The 17317-nt window shown below is 39.7% G+C and carries 13 protein-coding genes and 5 pseudogenes; 9 read left to right on the top strand and 9 right to left on the bottom strand.

Translation table 11 applies throughout. From position 1 onward, the window contains the following. Positions 1 to 297: 297 nt before the first annotated feature. Positions 298 to 1878, bottom strand: coding sequence for a Fic family protein (locus AAEY79_RS13650; protein WP_352288746.1), 1581 nt, complete (start codon positions 1876 to 1878; stop codon positions 298 to 300). A 527-nt stretch (positions 1879 to 2405) separates the two neighbouring features. On the opposite strand from AAEY79_RS13650, the gene AAEY79_RS13645 reads away from it, so the two are divergent. Next, positions 2406 to 2636 carry a hypothetical protein gene (locus AAEY79_RS13645; protein ID WP_248957108.1) on the top strand — a complete coding sequence of 77 codons (231 nt, stop codon included), beginning with the start codon at positions 2406 to 2408 and terminating at the stop codon, positions 2634 to 2636. 339 nt (positions 2637 to 2975) lie between these two features. On the opposite strand, the gene AAEY79_RS13640 is transcribed toward AAEY79_RS13645, so the two are convergent. Further along, positions 2976 to 3395, bottom strand: coding sequence for a PPC domain-containing protein (locus tag AAEY79_RS13640; RefSeq protein ID WP_352288744.1), 420 nt, complete (start codon positions 3393 to 3395; stop codon positions 2976 to 2978). A gap of 254 nt (positions 3396 to 3649) precedes the next feature. On the opposite strand from AAEY79_RS13640, the gene AAEY79_RS13635 reads away from it, so the two are divergent. Beyond that, entirely contained in the window at positions 3650 to 4096 is a 447-nt protein-coding gene (locus AAEY79_RS13635; RefSeq protein WP_025651568.1) for a hypothetical protein, read from the top strand. Positions 4097 to 4557: 461 nt separating this feature from the next. Here AAEY79_RS13635 and AAEY79_RS16715 read toward each other — a convergent pair. Then, positions 4558 to 4741, bottom strand: a pseudogene (locus AAEY79_RS16715) (DDE-type integrase/transposase/recombinase); the annotation flags it as partial. 27 nt (positions 4742 to 4768) lie between these two features. Here AAEY79_RS16715 and AAEY79_RS13625 point away from each other — a divergent pair. The 3 genes and pseudogenes from AAEY79_RS13625 to AAEY79_RS13615 all read left to right on the top strand — a co-directional run. Next, positions 4769 to 5227 (top strand): DIP1984 family protein, encoded by a 459-nt coding sequence (locus AAEY79_RS13625; RefSeq protein WP_025651570.1) that lies wholly within the window; start codon positions 4769 to 4771, stop codon positions 5225 to 5227. 936 nt (positions 5228 to 6163) lie between these two features. Continuing rightward, on the top strand, positions 6164 to 6817 hold the full coding sequence (locus AAEY79_RS13620) for a DDE-type integrase/transposase/recombinase (RefSeq protein WP_201584239.1): 654 nt from the start codon (positions 6164 to 6166) through the stop codon (positions 6815 to 6817). After that, positions 6736 to 6939, top strand: a pseudogene (locus tag AAEY79_RS13615) (integrase core domain-containing protein); the annotation flags it as partial. The gene AAEY79_RS13620 and the pseudogene AAEY79_RS13615, both read left to right, overlap by 82 nt. A 289-nt stretch (positions 6940 to 7228) precedes the next feature. Here AAEY79_RS13615 and AAEY79_RS13610 read toward each other — a convergent pair. The 3 genes from AAEY79_RS13610 to AAEY79_RS13600 form a co-directional block, all read right to left on the bottom strand. Next, entirely contained in the window at positions 7229 to 7513 is a 285-nt protein-coding gene (locus AAEY79_RS13610) for a putative quinol monooxygenase (protein WP_201578418.1), read from the bottom strand. 20 nt (positions 7514 to 7533) lie between these two features. Next, a complete protein-coding gene (locus AAEY79_RS13605) occupies positions 7534 to 8532 on the bottom strand; it encodes a zinc-binding alcohol dehydrogenase family protein (protein WP_352288738.1) in 999 nt (332 codons plus the stop codon). 351 nt (positions 8533 to 8883) lie between these two features. Beyond that, positions 8884 to 9624 carry an SDR family oxidoreductase gene (locus AAEY79_RS13600; RefSeq protein ID WP_352288735.1) on the bottom strand — a complete coding sequence of 247 codons (741 nt, stop codon included), beginning with the start codon at positions 9622 to 9624 and terminating at the stop codon, positions 8884 to 8886. A 134-nt stretch (positions 9625 to 9758) separates the two neighbouring features. Between AAEY79_RS13600 and AAEY79_RS13595 the strand changes: the two genes are divergently transcribed. Next, positions 9759 to 10658, top strand: coding sequence for a LysR family transcriptional regulator (locus tag AAEY79_RS13595; RefSeq protein WP_288998988.1), 900 nt, complete (start codon positions 9759 to 9761; stop codon positions 10656 to 10658). Between the two features lie 14 nt (positions 10659 to 10672). On the opposite strand, the gene AAEY79_RS13590 is transcribed toward AAEY79_RS13595, so the two are convergent. The 3 genes and pseudogenes from AAEY79_RS13590 to AAEY79_RS13580 all read right to left on the bottom strand — a co-directional run bounded on the left by AAEY79_RS13590 (position 10673) and on the right by AAEY79_RS13580 (position 14691). Further along, a complete protein-coding gene (locus AAEY79_RS13590) occupies positions 10673 to 11689 on the bottom strand; it encodes a zinc-dependent alcohol dehydrogenase family protein (protein ID WP_352288733.1) in 1017 nt (338 codons plus the stop codon). Next, the gene (locus tag AAEY79_RS13585; protein WP_025651768.1) at positions 11679 to 12674 is read right to left on the bottom strand and encodes a zinc-dependent alcohol dehydrogenase family protein; all 996 of its coding nucleotides are present in this window, start codon (positions 12672 to 12674) and stop codon (positions 11679 to 11681) included. The genes AAEY79_RS13590 and AAEY79_RS13585 overlap by 11 nt, the downstream gene beginning before the upstream one ends. 203 nt (positions 12675 to 12877) lie before the next feature. Then, positions 12878 to 14691: pseudogene (locus AAEY79_RS13580) on the bottom strand (monovalent cation:proton antiporter-2 (CPA2) family protein). Positions 14692 to 14789: 98 nt separating this feature from the next. Here AAEY79_RS13580 and AAEY79_RS13575 point away from each other — a divergent pair. The 3 genes and pseudogenes from AAEY79_RS13575 to AAEY79_RS13565 all read left to right on the top strand — a co-directional run. After that, positions 14790 to 14924 (top strand): annotated as a pseudogene (locus tag AAEY79_RS13575) (IS1 family transposase); the annotation flags it as partial. Between the two features lie 709 nt (positions 14925 to 15633). After that, positions 15634 to 15756 (top strand): annotated as a pseudogene (locus AAEY79_RS13570) (metal-sensing transcriptional repressor); the annotation flags it as partial. Between the two features lie 142 nt (positions 15757 to 15898). Next, complete coding sequence (locus AAEY79_RS13565; RefSeq protein ID WP_025651767.1) at positions 15899 to 16213, top strand: putative quinol monooxygenase; 315 nt, start codon at positions 15899 to 15901, stop codon at positions 16211 to 16213. Positions 16214 to 17317 lie beyond the last annotated feature (1104 nt).

Raw genomic sequence — 17317 nt, 5'->3', positions numbered from 1 at the left:
TCAAATACTCAAATACTCAAATACTCAAATACTCAAATACTCAAATACTCAAATACTCAAATACTCAAATACTCAAAATTATTTTGAGGATCTGTAATAACCTTGTCAAATAAAAATGGTCTGTTATTAGAGTTCCTCTGATATATTCTGTTTAAGTAAGAAAAATATTGATTACGTTTCAGGTTGCAGTATTTTAGCCGAATCTTTTATAAACCAATCATTATCGCAACGATGATACTAATACTAGCTTGAGCTTGATTATCAAGGCAGATTTTCCTGCGTATAGCAGGATTTGTTCTAACTATTCAAACCATTTGCTTCATCTTTAAAGGTCTCTACAACGATAGAGAAAATGTCATCCCAAACTGCCTCATTTGCTAAAAAAGGATAGTCCTTAAGTAGCTTATTACTCTTAGTGCCTTTATTTTGTAGCATACTGCGAATGATTCTATCGGCATAGCTGTTGGGCATCTCAACAATCTCTTTTATCGCCAATCGTGCATAGTCATGCTTTCTTAGGTACTGTGACTCGTTATGCATCTCTTTTTCAATAACGTGAGCAATGAGTCCTGATAAGTACTGAACGTGAGGCGTTAGATCCATAAAGCGCCATGCAGGTTGAATGAGGTGAGTGTTTTCAAAATTTAAGTTTGAGCGAATACCATCAGGGTAGGTAACTGCCTTTTTATCAAAGCTGTAATGATCACGGATTTGCTTCATAAGCGGCACAGAGACACGGTCTAAAATTTTGTCATAGGCATGACGGTCTGAGGGATGCTCAGCAATGGCTTGTGATATAGGTAGGATAATCGGCTCATGAATGATTTGGTCTCGTCTGAGGACATCATTAATCAAAAAGCGATGTACGCGGCCATTGCCATCCGCTAGCGGATGAATATACACAAAGGAAAAGGAGGCAACAGCACTACGCATCAGTGCTGATTGTCCCTCAGTCTTTTCCATAAATACCTGTAACCCTGCTAGCTTGTTAGCAATGTCATCAGCAGGTGGAGCGATATAATGCACAATTTCTTTAAAGCCATTCACCTGGGTATGCGACACAAAAACTGGTGATTGACGGACACCATACTGCTGGATAACCGTTTTGCTGCCGAGTATCTCTTGTTGCAGCTCTGCTAGTGATTCAGGATCAAGCGGAATATCGCCCTTGCCGGTACGCCGTGCCATTACATCGGCGAAACGTTCAATACGTTTTAGCTCTTTCCCTTCACCTTCTATAGTAAAACTGGCTTTACTCTCTCGTAATGTCATCCATACGGAGGCATGCATCAGTAAGTCTTGCCCAAATTCATCGTTCAGCTTGTCAACCATTGTGGCAATATCGAGTGCAGCGGCTTGCGTAAACAACTCTGTTTTCACCAGCATCGGACAGAAATGACGGGTTCCTGCTAGATTGTCATTGATACGCCAACGAGCGTTCTTTATGACATGCGCAGGGCTTGAAGCAACCTGCTTCTTAGCATCTAAAGCGTCCACATAATTACCGCCTAAATTACTCGGTACCTCTAAACGCTTATCCATAAGCCATTCATATAAGAAAGCCATTCTACGGGCATAGCTGCCTGTCGGCTCAGCGTTTACCCATGCTTGCACGTCATTTGCACCTATCTGCTTAAATAGACGAACCAGTAACTCTAAACTCAGTACTTCATGACGCATGTGAAACTGTAAGTGCGCAATGATTGTGTCCAGTGGACGCGCGGTTTCCTGATAAGTGTTATGAATGACGTCACCGTCTTTATAGGTTTGTCTGCGTCCACCGATACTGCTGCTGACATATAAAGGGGAAACCAGCTCGATGCTGGCATAACGGATAAGCCATGCTGCGCCAATAGGATCTGAGATAGGGGTATTCATTATGAGTGGCTCAAGCGATTATAGATAAGCCATTTTGCAGAAAAGCGATTATGAATGCAAGATAATGGTTATTATCAAGCCTTACTGCATTAAATCGATTTTTATATGACGTTGTGATACCTGTAAATAAAGATCAAAAGGCGTATTGAGTGGATATAATGAGTTCAAATTGAATGAGGTAAATACACCGTTCTTAACATAGCTACGTAGTAATAGAGTACCCATTTCTGTAAATAATGCGGTAATCCCCCACATCAATACTTATCAAAAAAATACAGCAATTATAAGCTAAGCATTACAACATTTTGGCAAACCTAATCGAAAGAAGGATTGCTAATAACAGAATTAGACCGATTATCCATAATGATTGTAAGAGAAATTTTTTATCATCCATAATTGAGACCATCCCAGATTCTGTGTAACTGACGTTTAGATTAAATACTTACACAAAATTTAGGAAGGTCTCTTTCAAGAGTTTAATGCAAGATTTGCATCCTAAGTTTAAAAAAATAAATTAAGAGGTTATTATGAGTAAAATGCAACCAGAATTGACATATAAGCAAATGTTTTTTTTGATTGAAGCTTTAGACTCACGTATCAAGAGCTATGAGGGACAATTGGATTCAGAAGAAACAACTGATGATGATCGATCTGATATCGAGAATGATCTTATTTCTATGCGACCTACGTTAGAATATATGCGAAATATTCTAACTCGCTATAAAGATGAATCAATAGCTAAGACCACAGTTGGATAAGAGTCTTTTAGTGTTTTCAAAATAATATAATTTGTCTAAAAACTAAGTTTTAATTCAAGATTCAAGACAATAAAAATCCGCTTAATAAGCGGGTTTTTATTGTCTTGAATAATCCATTATTATTAATAAATAAATGAATAACCCTTTGAGTATATAACGTCAGTTGGTACATAATAGTACCCATAACACGTATCTGGCACTGTGTCATCTAGAGCACCCAGAGAAACTATTCCACTGGCTAAAGAAAAGAGAGCATCCTACATTTTGTGTAATTATTGATGAAAGCCACATAGCTGTTACACAGAATATAGGATGCTCTCCATTATTAAGCTTACATGCCTATAGAATAGATACTTCTAGCCAATATGGAGGTGTTTTTCCTTTAGAAGCTTGAGAACGTGGCTGAAGAATACGCAATTCATATTTACCTGAATATGGAAGCTTGTAATAACCTTGGTTATCTAGTTCAGAGGAATATTCTCCTACATTGACAGAATCTGATAAATTCTTATTAAATAAATAAGAATCTACATTCCCTCCCGTTGTTTTAACAGAAAGCTTTTGGTTCTTTTTGGCATAAAATGTATAGGAATCGTACTTAACACCCTTTATTTTCCCATAATAGTTAGCTGAATTTGCGCCTTTTTTAAATTGAACATCAACAGTTTTAGCCACTAAATCTGAAGAGCCGGCCATTATTGTAGGGCTTATCATTAAAGCAGGAAGCGCAATTAGAATAGCAGCAGTTAAATTTTTCATATTTTAAACACTCAAGCAGTAAAAAAAACGATTTTATCTTACTGCACACTGTCAACCTTTATAGATATGTTATATTAGTATTACTAATATAGAGCGTGCGTTGGTAAGTTGCTGAATAATGCCACCTGTAACGACCCTAACTTCTAGTTCTACCGTAAACCTACCTATGGTAGTAAAAACCTGAATTTCATCACGTAAACAAAGAGAACACTGCTAAATAGTGGTGTTCTCTTATTATATTTAAAGGAAAAATTATGCGTTCTTTGCTTCTAACGACAATGTGCTTAACGGGCAGCTTAGCTCTAGTGGCTTGTAATAACCATCGTGCCGACACCACGGATCTGAGTAAGCAGCCTACAATAGAAGTGCCGGTAGCGTCAGCGGCATTTACTGCTTTTGGAAACACCGCTAAAGAAAAAATTTGGCGAATAGTGATTGAAGGAAATGAGCTAAGTATAGAGGCGAATTTCTTAAAGCCAACGACAGCAACAGTTATCGTGGTGGGTTCTGGTTCTGTCAATACTGAAGGTGTCGAATACGCGAGTACTATCAATGGACAGCCTATTGTTGTGAATATAAAAAATAACCTTTGTATCGATGACAATGGCTATCAAAATGAACTTACTGCAATATTAACTTACGCAGGCGAAGTATATCAGGGTTGTGCCGTTGCCGGTGCAATAGAAATTGCGCCCACATAGAAGATAAGCCTAACCTATGAATAAACCATTGAAAAAATTTAGCCTAGTATTCTTACCATCATTTTTGTGGGTCGTATTAACTGGGCTAGGATTTGGCTCTCAAAGTCTATCTAATTTGATTGAAATTATAGGAATTTTTATAGTATCTGTGCTGTGTTTATTTATCCCAGAACGATTTATAAAATATCAACTCCTTCTTCTAATACTCTTAATAATCACTGCCTTAGTGCGTTTTTTAACTCCATATATACCGGAATAATATTAAACCAGTTGGCTATCTGAACCGCCCCGACTATATCGGAGAGCGTTTTATTTGAGTCAGGCAACTTTGCCTGACTCATTAAGACTATCATAATATTGCTTTTCAAACTCAAAAGGTGATACATAACCAATCGTACTATGCATTATCATATGAATTACCCGCGTTCCAACAAAGGTAATAACGCCAGAATCAGCCATCTGATCAGTATAACGAATAGATAAATACTGAACGCCTCTATCACTACGATGAATAACGTCTTTTGGGTTGTTTCTGTCTGCAATGGCTTGATTTAACGCTGCCATCATCATATCGATGTTCATACGATTAGACACCTTCCAGCCAACAATACTACGGACAAACACATCTATAATAAACGCAGTATACTAATAAGGTGTTAAAAGGAGCTAAAAATGAAACTCGCAGAAGCCCTACTTATTCGTAGCGATATGCAAAAAAAACTTGCTCAAATTAAAGGACGTATTCGTAGTAATGCTAAAGTTCAAGAAGGCGATACGCCAAATGAAGATCCAAGTCATCTAATGATTGAGGCTAGTCAAGTCATTACTGAGCTATCTACTTTGATTGAACGTATTCACCGTACCAATGCAGTTGCTAAGACGGATAAAGATCAATCAATGCTGACGCTATTGGTTGAACGCGAGGCGTTGGAGATGCGCCACAAACTATTAATTGAAGCAATTGAAGCGACCGACACTGAGGCAGATCGTTATAGTCATCGTGAAATTAAATGGAATATTATGGTCTCAGTAGCTGGGTTACAAAAGCAAGCAGATGACCTGGCGATGAAACTACGCAAAATTAATATTGTCATTCAAGCCAATAACTGGCAAATTAACCTTGTTGAATAAGATTTGTAGACTACTAAATTTATAATTTTCTATTCTTATAGTCATAAATGAATAGAACCACCTATTGGAACCGATTGGGCGAGTGTCAGACCCCTTACCTACACAACAGGGGGTTGAAAACATACTGTAGTGTTTGTCATGCGTTGCGGGTAGACGCTTTTTTTACTACTTATGCCCCGAACACGTCACAGCTCACAAGGTACTACTTAGACCTTACTACCAGATACTGACAGTCGGTTTCAACTTTACGTTTAATGCCTCTTGATACGCCGATTATCAAGAGCGTCATCTACGAGTACTACGCATTTACCAAACTCAACACCCCGTGTTAAACCTCTCTAATCCACGACTCCATTCAAGTCCTCACTAGGGTACCGAACCAGTGAAATCGGTTTATCATAGGCATACTTACAATAGATTATAGGCGTAATAATAGTACGCTTGAAGTGGTTTTACTGCATTAGTCTATTTTAAACGGTCTATCAATGGGCTTAAAGGGTGATATAGCTGTTTCCACTCGGGTATACCCGAAATGAATCAGTAACTTAATGCCAGATTGAGAAGCTTTTCCTAAAAACTGTGTAACTGCTTATAATCCAATAGCAGGAGAATAAGCAATGACTACTCAATCTGACATTAAAAAACTGGCTGAGCAAATGGCCAGCAGCATGAGCAGCTTAAAAGTTTGAGAAAAAGGTGTGTTATTTAAAGTCTTATCTACTACAGCTCCATAGCTATACTGGAAGTTATTTAACCTGCGCTGTTTCTAATAAACTGCCATCTTTATCGAATAAGCAGTCGACGATAATGAGCGGAGCCGCATACAAGAGCTTGAGCGAGAAGTCAGACAGCTTAAGATAGAGAAAGATATCCTAAATGAGGAGGGATTAAGCGAAGCACTGCTTCGCCCCGACGCAAGGGGAGAGCTATGCTCGAGTGGGCTTCAGCTCTGCTGGCATCGGACAACCTCAACGTCTATCGTTGATTAAAAAGCTGGCAGAGCAGGACAAAAGATTAAGTAAGAAGAAGCTGTGTGACTTGTTTGATGAGGTTAGAAGTAGTTACTACTATGGTATTAAGACTAAGCCTATTGATGTTGAGCGAGTCAAACTCCAGTCTTTAATACGCCAAATATTCAACGACTCAAAGCAATCAGCAGGGGCTCGGACTATAGTTGCCATTTTAGCTAACGAGTATGGCATTAAGCTAACGCGTTACTTAGCGACTAAGCTTATGGGGCGAATGGGTTTAGTCAGCTGCCAGCTCAAGACCCACAAATACAAACACGCTGATGAGGCGCATAGAACCTATGACAATCTTTTAGACCGAAACTTTAACCCAGATGCGCCTAATCAAGTCTGGACAGGCGATGTGACCTACATCCGTATCAAAGGTGGCTGGTGCTACTTAGCGGTTGTTTTAGACTTGTTTGCTCGCCGTGTGGTTGGCTTTAGCGTATTCGATTCACCTAATAGCACCTTGACCGCATCAGCGCTAAAGATGGCGTCATTGCCTCTGTTGGTACCAAAGGTGATTCATACGACAATGCGTTGGCTGAAACGGTTAACGGGCTGTATAAAACCGAGGTGATTCATTATTTAAAGCAAAACTGGACTGGCGTTAACGATGTTGAACTGGCAACCCTTGAATGGGTCGATTGGTTCAACAAAACACGTTTGCATAGTAAAATTGGTTATGTGTCGCCTTTTTAGTTTGAGAGACGATACCATGATAGTCTTAGTGAGTCAGACAAAGCTGACTGACTCAAGCAATCCACTCTCCGATATAGTCGGGGCGGCTCACTCAAAAAATAGGAGCTTATAGCTCCCATTTTTATGTTATTTCTAAGTCTCTATGTTAATTTCAAGAATACTTCATCATAATGTCCGAATATAGTTAATCCAATTTGAGAGTGGTACAAGGCAGCCGAGTGCAGATGTATCTGTCATACTTCAAGCAAGGTTAACGCTGTAACGCTTTTATAGTGGATTGACTATACAGCTATATTTTTTTTATTTCTACAATATCACTTGATTCAATGAGTGATTGGATATTACCAAATAAACTTTGAATATAATCAGTGGCCATATGGATATCTAAATCCTCCCTGCTACGCCATTCTTCTAAGAAGAAATATCTACTCGAGTCATTTTCGCTAATATAAAGCTCATATTTCAAGCACCCTTCTTCTTGAAGCGTAGGCTCTATTACACTTTTTAAAAGCGTTTCTAACGTCTCTTTTTGATCTGATTTTGCCTTAAAGTTCGCAATTATTGAAATAGTCATTATTTCACCTTGAATTTGTTTTAGAAGTTTTCTAATACAATTTTGCCTTTTGACTTGCCTGATTCAAGCAACTTATGCGCCTTTTCCAAGTTTGCAGCGTTAATTTTGCCTAGATTTTGGTTGAGGGTACTTCTAATTTTTTGCTGGTCAACTAATTTGGCAACCTGTTGCAACAGATCACCTTGCTTTTCAATATCATCGGTTTCATACATTGAACGAGTGAACATCAACTCCCAATGGATAGAAATAGATTTAGTCTTAAACGGCATAATATCAAATATTTGTGGATCATCGATCAATCCAAGCTTGCCTTGTGGTGCAATCAGAGAAACTATTTGCTCGATATACGTTTCTGTATGATTGGTAGAGAATACGTATTTTGGTTTTTCAATGCCTAGTGTCTCGATTTGTGCATTTAAATCTTTGCTATGATCAATGACATGGTCGGCACCAAGTGATTCCACCCAAGATTTCGTTTCTTCACGTGAAGCTGTTGCTATAACGGTCAGATTTGTTTTTGCTTTTAGGAGTTGGATAGCGATTGATCCTACACCTCCTGCACCACCAATAATTAAAATACTGCCAACTTCTGTTTCTGGAATTTGAAACCGATCAAACAGCATTTCCCATGCCGTTATTGCAGTTAATGGCAATGCTGCTGCTTCTGCATTAGATACTGTAATTGGTTTAAGACTGATAATTCGTTCATCGACTGCTTGATACTCAGCATTACTACCATCTCGGGTTAAATCGCCAGCATACCAAACAGAATCTCCTACTTTAAACGAGGTAACTTTTGAGCCAACTTCAATAATTTCCCCAACGGCATCCCAACCTAAAATACGATTATTTGCTTCAGACGAATTTTTTCTCACTTTAGTATCAACTGGATTCACAGAGATTGCCTGAACTTTTACCAGTACATCACGCTCTTTAAGCGTAGGCTTCGCTTTTTCAATATCTACCAATGAATTTTTAAAATCATCATGGTTATTTATAATATACGATACGGCTTTCATAGATTTGTCCTCAACTTTAAAAAAATATAGGGCGTGTTGAACCTTCGACCATGGCACTGACAGCGACTATTTTTTAGGCGATTCGATGTTAAAAATAATAAGTTTAGTCATTCTAAGCGCTTATTTTTAACGATGAAGCGGCAAAAAAGAGTCCTGTCCCTGTTGTTGTCGTGAGGGCTGATGCTAAAATTGCCCCATACTGCGTTACAAATCTCGCTAAGGCATCTGCATTATCGTCGCTTTGTGCCTTGTCTGGAACAATTTTAGCGATCAGCAGTGCCTATTTGCGAATGTTCAACACGCCCTAGTAAAAATGGGAGCGAAGTGCTCCCATTTTATGTTATTCAATCATTAAAACTCTTGGCTCGTTGGGCGCAAAACAATTTCATTAATATCTACATCCGCAGGCTGTTCAATTGCATAAGCAATTGCTCGAGCGACTGAGTCAGCTGGTATGGCTTGTTTGTAGAAATCAGTAACAAACTCTGAACTCTCTTCATGAGAAGAACCGAATTTTAGTTCTGACTCAATTGCACCAGGCTCAATAGTAGTCGTTCTAATTGTTCCCCCAACTTCATGACGAAGGCCTTCTGAGATGGCTCTTACAGCAAACTTAGTACCGCTATAAACCGTACCTCCTGGACTAAATACTTTTACCCCTGCAACAGATGAGAGATTAATAAAGTGTCCAAAGTTTTGTTTTTGGAAAACAGGTAGGGTAGCTGCTATTCCATAAAGAACACCTTTAATATTAATGTCGATCATACGATCCCATTCATCAACTTTTAGCTCACTTAATGGTGCAATAGACATCAATCCAGCATTGTTTACCAATACATCGATTTGACCAAATGCGCTTAATGCCTTTTCAATAAGTGCTTGTACTTCATGTGGTTTGGTTACATCCACACCAATAAATTCAGCTTGACCACCTTCAGCACGAATGTCGTGAACAATAGCCTCTAATTTTTCAGTACGTCTAGCACCAATTACAACCTTTGCACCTTTTTTAGCAAGTAAGCGAGCAGTAGCTTCACCTAAACCACTACTTGCACCAGTGATAACAATAACTTTATTTTCTATATTATTCATACAAGTAACCTTCAACCTATCTGTCAATCATATTTGAGGGTTAAGTATTACAGCCTTGTTAGGTATAATAAATGAATAATATTATCTTTCAGAATTCCTATTTGCGGAATAATTACTATAACACAGGATTGGACATGCAGAACAAATTGGAAATGATGCGTATCTTTTGTGTCGCAGCAGAGTCTCGAAATTTTAAAGAGGCAGCAACTCAGCTGGGTATTTCCCCACAGGTAGTGACACGGGCAATAAAAGAGCTAGAAGAGCAGCGCGGAGAGATTTTGTTTTACAGGAGTACTCGACAAATTAAAATTACCGCTGATGGTGAGCGTCTGGCAAAGCAAGCACGTTTTGCGGTGGAATCGATCGATGCTTTGCTTGTAAAAGACACCAAGGAAAAACGAGATGAAATGCGTGGGACTGTCCGTCTTACTGTGTCGTCTGTGTTAGGGCGTAAAGTGGTAGTACCTGCACTAGCAGAATTTGCCATACGTTATCCAGATATTGTCGTGGATTGTGTGCTAACAGATTCACACTCGGATGTGATCGATGAGCGGATAGATATCGGGATCAGATTTGGATTTTTGCCGGACAATCGATATGTGGCAAGGGAGTTGGCTAAAGTGAAATTTTATTCTGTGGGTACGCCAGAGTTAATTGATAAGGTTGGAATGCCCAAAAAAATTATTGACCTTGATAAATACCCTCTAACAGCACTAGTCGATCATAAAACAGGGCGTTACTGGCCATGGACATTCACCGAAAGTCGAAGCTTTACGCCATCAAAACCTCGTTTTATTACAGATGATCTAGAAGCTGAATTTCAAGCTATTCTCGCTGGAGTTGGATTCGGACACATGCCTGGATTTCTAGTTTTGCCGTGGCTTAGGAGTGGTAAGCTCATTCATATACTTCATGAGGAGACCTCTCCCGTTTGGCGCCTGTACTTATATCGTCCACAGCGGGGCCCGACACCTTTGCGAATCCGAGCATTGTTTGATTACTTAGTGGAAGTGCTGGGCCGTATAGAAACCTGAATCAGATAAGACCATCATGTATTTAGAGTAACTACAATTTTTCCTATTTGCTGATTTGATTCAAGATAGCGCTGAGCGTCATGCATGTCCTCAAAGTTAAAGCAACGGTCGATCACTGGACGAAGATATCCTGCACCTATACTGCTAAGAATAAATCGTCTGGCTTGCTCCCTTAGAACAGGGTCATGGAGAACCTCAAGGAACAAAAAACCTCGCATGGTTAAGCTCTTGCGTAATGCAACTTTAAGGGGAAATGGTGTGATCTCCGGGCTAAGTGCACCATGCATAACCATAGTTCCTCCCACAGACATCGCTTTTGCAATCTGCTCAATATGTGGCCCTCCTACAGCATCGAAGGCGACATCAAGATGTTCTCCACCTAAACGTAAAACAAGCGCCTCATACAAATCGGGTTCATCTTCACTGGCTATAACATCTTTAACACCGAGATCCAGTAAACGTTGCTTTTTCTCTATCGTCTGTGTACTTGCAATGACCTTAGCACCCGCTGCTTCAGCTATCTGTATCGCAGCTAGTCCTACGCTACTTGAAGCTGCTGTGATCAAGATCGTTTTTCCTTTCGATAATCCACCAGCATGGATTACACCACCCCAAGCCGTCAAATACTGCATCCAGATTGAAGAAGCTTCTTCCCAGCTTAAATTATCAGGTTTGTGAACTAAAAAAGTTTCTGGAATCAGAAGCTTGTCCGCATATGTCCCATATTTGGCTAGATTGTCAGTCGGAAGAATCGATACTGCATCTCCTGGAGAAAATTGGCGTACACCTTCACCTATCGCAAGAACTATGCCTGCTCCCTCATATCCCAGACGAGAAGGGAATACTGCCTTTTGAATATAAGTACCACGCCGAAACATTACATCAGCCCGGTTGAGTCCAATCGTTTTCATCTGTATTAGAACTTCTCCTGCGGCTGGTAAAGCAACAGGAAGTGTTTCTAATGTCAGAACATCTGTATCTCCAATACAATTGAAGCGCCAAGTCTTGGCCTGAAGTGCGTTAAATGACATCGATAACTACCTTAATATTAGCAGAGCGATCTTGAACAGCATCATGAGCCTCAATCGCTTGGTCTAGAGTAAAATGACGAGGATCAACAATAGCACGCAGTTTACCTTCCTCAACGAGACGAGTCGCGGTCTTAAGGACATCACCATGATGAGAACGGCGATTGCCTGTTAACGTCGGCATTAGGACGAATACGCCAGACACTGTGGCACACCGTAGAGATGAATTCGCTAAATTATGATTGCCAAATGCAGCACAGCTGGTGATGTGGCCATAGTGAGTCGTCATGGAAAGTGAAGCTTCGAGTACTGGACCACCCACAGTGTCGTAAACAATATTAAAACCTTGACCCTCAGGGCTTGCAGCAATAATGTCATCGGAAGATGCTGTTGTGTAATCGAGAGGTATTGCACCGAGTTCTGAAATCAGTGATTGATCAGCTGTACGAGCAGTCGCCCAAACATTTGCATCAAGTGCTTTTGCAAGCTGAACCACCATATAACCAACGCCACCAGCACCACCTTGAACCAGTACAGTTTGCCCTGGTTGGACCTTCGCATTATCCACTAAACCTTCCCAAGCGGTGAGGAACGTCAATGGTAGTACTGCTGCCTCGCGCATAGAGATATTCCGTGGCTTTAATGCGATCAGATCAGCATCTGCTACAACATATTCTGCTAAAGATCCTTGAAGACCACGAACGCCACCAATCAGACCGTAAACTTCATCTCCGACGTTGAAGTGGGTGACACCTTCACCAACAGCAGTTACAACTCCAGCCATATCCGTTCCCAACACGGCAGGAAGCTCTGGCATAGCATATGTTGCTTCACCAAGACGAATTTTATAATCAATAGGGTTTACACCACTCGCATGAATACGTACTAGAACTTGCCCAGCCTCTGGTTGAGGTATAGGGAGTTCTACACGTTTAAATTCATGATCACCAAAATTTTCTAGGATAAGCGCATTCATCATCTTATTCATAGTTGTTCCTTATTCTTAACTGGGGGATGATATGCACAATACCAAAGTAAATTAATCCAATAAATGATATTTATAGGATTTAATAATTCCTAAATAATGAATAATAAATATTATCTGCTCACTAAAGAAGTGGGGTTCAGCAGATGCTTACCAAAAAAGAGATCTACACAGACCTCTTTTTTATTTGGGTTTAATACGTGAAATTATTGCTGAGTGCCATCTTCACTCAGCATTTGCCCTGTGTGCTTTGGTGTAATTAAAGGTGCAGTCGGACGCGGTCCTGTATATTGCAAGCCGATACCAGCATAGACATCATCTGCTGCAGTTTCAGTTCCAAAACGTTCTTTGTCTAGTTCTCGGATTTCTTGGCTAATTTCTTCAACATCACTCTGGTCAACACCCAGTTCTTCTAAAATTGCACCGCCAAATAGCATTGCCGACTCGAAGGTTTCGCGTATCATGTAATCCACATTTTGTTTTGCTAAATGCAGCGCATGCTCACGGTCATAAGAGCGAACCAGTAACTTGGCCATAGGAAATTCATGTTGCACCAACTCTACAATCTTATTCGTCGTTTCTTTGTGGTCTACGCAAACAACAATTGCTTCAGCCGTATCTGCTCCAGAGGCATGTAAAATATCTAAACGAGAACCATCGCCATAATAAATTTTAAATCCAAATCTTTCAGCGTTTTGAATCATATCGATATCATTATCAATGATGGACACATCAATGCCTCGAGCAAGCAGCAATTGACTGGAGACTTGTCCAAAACGACCGAAACCAATCATCAGGACTTTTCCAGAAAGTCCTTCAGCAATACGGATATTTTCCAAAGAAGTTTGTTCTGTAGTTTGGGTAAAACGTTTAAACAGAATGCCTATGATGGGGGTCAAAATCATCGACAAGACTACAATCGCATTCAGGTTTGAGCTTTCATCAGCACTAATGATTTGAGCACTCAAGGCGGCAGCAAAGAGTACAAAAGCAAACTCCCCCCCCCTTGAGCCATTAGTAATGCGCGATCGAGTGCTTCAGAGTGTGAACTTTTGGTCAGGCGTGCAATCAGATAAATTATGGATGCTTTGACAAACATCAGCACAAGTACAGCACTTAAAATTAACATCCAGTTATTTTTTATGACGTCAAGGTCTAATGACATGCCTACGGCTAGAAAAAATAATCCGAGCAATATGCCACGAAACGGTTCAATATCTGCTTCAATCTCATGGCGAAAAGTGGATTCGGAGAGTAATACCCCTGCAAGGAATGCCCCCATTGCCATCGATAAGCCACTGACTTGCATCAGTAATGCTGCGCCGAGCACCACCAAGAGTGCTGCTGCAGTCATGACTTCACGGGCTTTGGCTACGGCTAATAAGCGAAATAAAGGATTAAGCAACCAATAACCTGCAGCGATTAAACCTACAATTGAAATTAAACCAATTCCGATGCTCTGCAAACGCATAGAAGTACTTTCAACAACATGATTCGGTGCGATAAAAGCGACAATTGCCAATAAAGGGACAATCAATAAATCTTCAAACAGCAGGATCGAGACAATTTTTTGTCCTCGTGGTTGAGCAATGTCTCCACGATCTCCCAAAAGTTGCATAACAATTGCAGTCGAGGTGAGTACAAAGCCTGCAGCACATACAAAACTCACCTGCCAAGAATAGCCATAGGCCAAGCCTACCGCCATTAACCCCAATGAACAGGCACTAATCTGTAATGTGCCTAATCCAAAAATTTCTTTTCTTAAACTCCATAAATACGATGGACGCATTTCTAGTCCAATCACAAACAGATACATCACAATACCAAGCTCAGCAACATGCAGAATAGACGCAGAATCGTAGAAAAACGCTAGTCCAAATGGACCAATAATTAATCCTGCAATTAAATATCCCAATACCGAGCTTAATCCTAGGCGCTTGATTAAAGGGACTGAGATCACTGCCGCTGTGAGCAGTATGACAGGGGATAGAAGGCTGATAGATGTGGCTTCTGCACTCATATATTTCTCAGATTTTGTATAGAGTCTGTTGACACTTCAAGTATAGAAAGTAGATTCAAAACACAAGTGCAACAGGTTTGTAGTTAGTTGAAACAGTTATTCACTATACCCGAATTTCAAGTAATCAATGGGATAGTTTTATCACTGCATTTAAAGACTGGCAGCAAAGTATTGGTAAGCTTTTCACTATAGGTATTGAGGGAAATAATTGTAAAGTAAGGCATCGGATTAGATGTGTTAGTTCAGTATTGAGTGTGGCTTTAGCAAGAATACGGATATTAGGGCGTGTTGAACATTCGCAAATAGGCACTGCTGATCGCTAAAATTGTTCCAGACAAGGCATAAAGCGACGATAATGCAGATGCCTTAGCGAGATTTGTAACGCAGTATGGGGCAATTTTAGCATCAGACCCAACGATAAAAGCAGGGGACAGAACTCTTTTTTGCCGCTTCATCGTTAAAAATAAGCGCTTAGAATGACTAAACTTATTATTTTTAACATCGAATCGCCTAAAAAATAGTCGCTGTCAGTGCCATGGTCGAATGTTCAACACGCCCTAATGCTTCTCGCAATATTCTAGCGGTAGGACATACCACTTTGTCTGTGGAGGAAAGATGCGGTAAAGGTCGCTTTGTGAAGCAGAAAGCATGCCTAAATCCGTGAGGAAGTCGCCTAAGAGCTTTTGCTTTTAAAATCCCTGAGAAACCTGTTTCGTAAAGAGTTAGTCGAAAGTGGAGGGGGTATGTCAGAAGTTTAATTTTATAAGTTATTGTAAAGATTCGGAAAGTTAATTATGGCATCCAGTTGCAGAGCCAATAGTGACTTCATTTAATCTCAGCATACTTTTTGAAACACTACCTAAATTTTTAAGGTTTATAAAAAATATTCCTTTTTTATACTATGGGGTACATTAGTATTAATGCTAGAAATAAGGAGGTCTGATGCCTAATCAGGTTGAAGACAAAAAAAAGATTCTTCTACGTGTCAGAAAGATCAAAGGTCAGACGCAAGCGATTGAAAAAGCATTAGAAGACAATGTAGAATGTGGTGCAATTCTGCAACAATAGCATTATGTCGAAATAAAAACCCAGATTTTGGCTCAGATATAGGAAGTTTTTTAACTTTTATACAACAAAACTTTCTGACATGCATACATTAGCAATGTCAGAATCAGTTTTCATTCTAATCAATTGTGGAGTTTTAGTCATGCTTAAAACAGCTTTATATGTCCGTCTTGAAGCTAAACCGGGTAAAGAAGACGAAGTGGAAGCTTTCCTTAAAGCCGGTTTACCTATTGTAATGGAAGAACCTGCGACAGTTGCGTGGTTTGGCCTACGTCTTGGACCTACAACATTTGGTATTTTTGATGCATTTCCTGATGAGGCGGGTCGCCAAGCACATTTATCTGGCAAAGTTGCAGCTGCTTTGATGGATCAGGCCGATGAGCTATTTTCAGAGCCACCGTCTATTGAAAAAGTAGATGTTTTGGCTAGTAAACTACCAGCTCATACCGACGCTTAAATGTATGAGGGTGCTGCCTGAAATTTTGAATGAAAGGCAGCACTTCAACCCTGTGAGGTTTGTTAGAGGCTTTTTATTCAAGTTGGGCTACTTTATTTAATGGCTTAATCTCATCATTTACATGGGTCAAGATCCAAAACAGGGTAAATAAACGAATGCACCTATGTACATGCTTTATATTGAACCAATATATCTAATTTACTGTCGCATTTGTACATCTGCTAAACCGTGCCAATCTGCTTTCTAATCTAATATTTCCGCTACAGCCCATATTTTACGGACAAAAAAAAGCCCCAATCTTAAGATTGGGGCTTTTCGAATCTGGTAGGCGTAATCGGATTCGAACCAACGACCTCTACCATGTCAAAGTAGGTCGACTAAAACACATATTATGACGATATCTTACATGTACCTAGATTATTGACCTAAAGATATTATACGATTGAATAATCGCGATGTAAATTATAATCTAATAAAATTTAACTCGTATTTAGGCACTGTATTTTTATAGTATTTTTACCTCTACTCTATTGTTGGATTAGACCAAAAATATTGAAAGTGAATGCCTAAATGATAAGTAAGTAGAGCCTTCTCATGCTTGATATTCAGAGAAAGGTGACAGGAGGGCTAGCTGCTGCTTTTGAGATTGATACAGTAATGGAGACTATTCAGTCGGTGATAGTATTAAATGTCTATAGTTTGAAGACCAAAAAATAGACTATGGTCCAGCCTATTTTCTACAGTGATGAAAGGATTAGTTACTACAAGATTTAATGATTTGATAGAGAAGGACATGATGCAAAAATCTGAGGCTTCAGGACGTAATACGAACTATGAGTTAACTCTAGAGAGGTTTTATAATGGGTTCAAGTCTATCGTGTTAAGACAAGGTATATGAACAAACTCTTGTTAATACGTTTAGCTTACCAAGTTTAGGTGTACGGTTGCTTCAGCATAGCTAAAACATCCTTTGAATCTCAGACTCAAAGGATGTTTTAGATTAATACAGCAATTATTAATGGCATATCGAGCCTTTCCCAAACTTTGTGTAACTGCTTATAATCCACTAACCGGAGAATAAGCAATGACGACTCAATCTGACAT

Origin of the sequence: Psychrobacter sp. GW64-MNA-CIBAN-0177 (assembly GCF_040309585.1) — a bacterium.
GTDB classification, from domain to species: domain Bacteria; phylum Pseudomonadota; class Gammaproteobacteria; order Pseudomonadales; family Moraxellaceae; genus Psychrobacter; species Psychrobacter okhotskensis.
The sequence above is the reverse complement of the archived record's forward strand: the minus strand, read 5'-3'. Positions and strand labels throughout refer to the sequence as shown.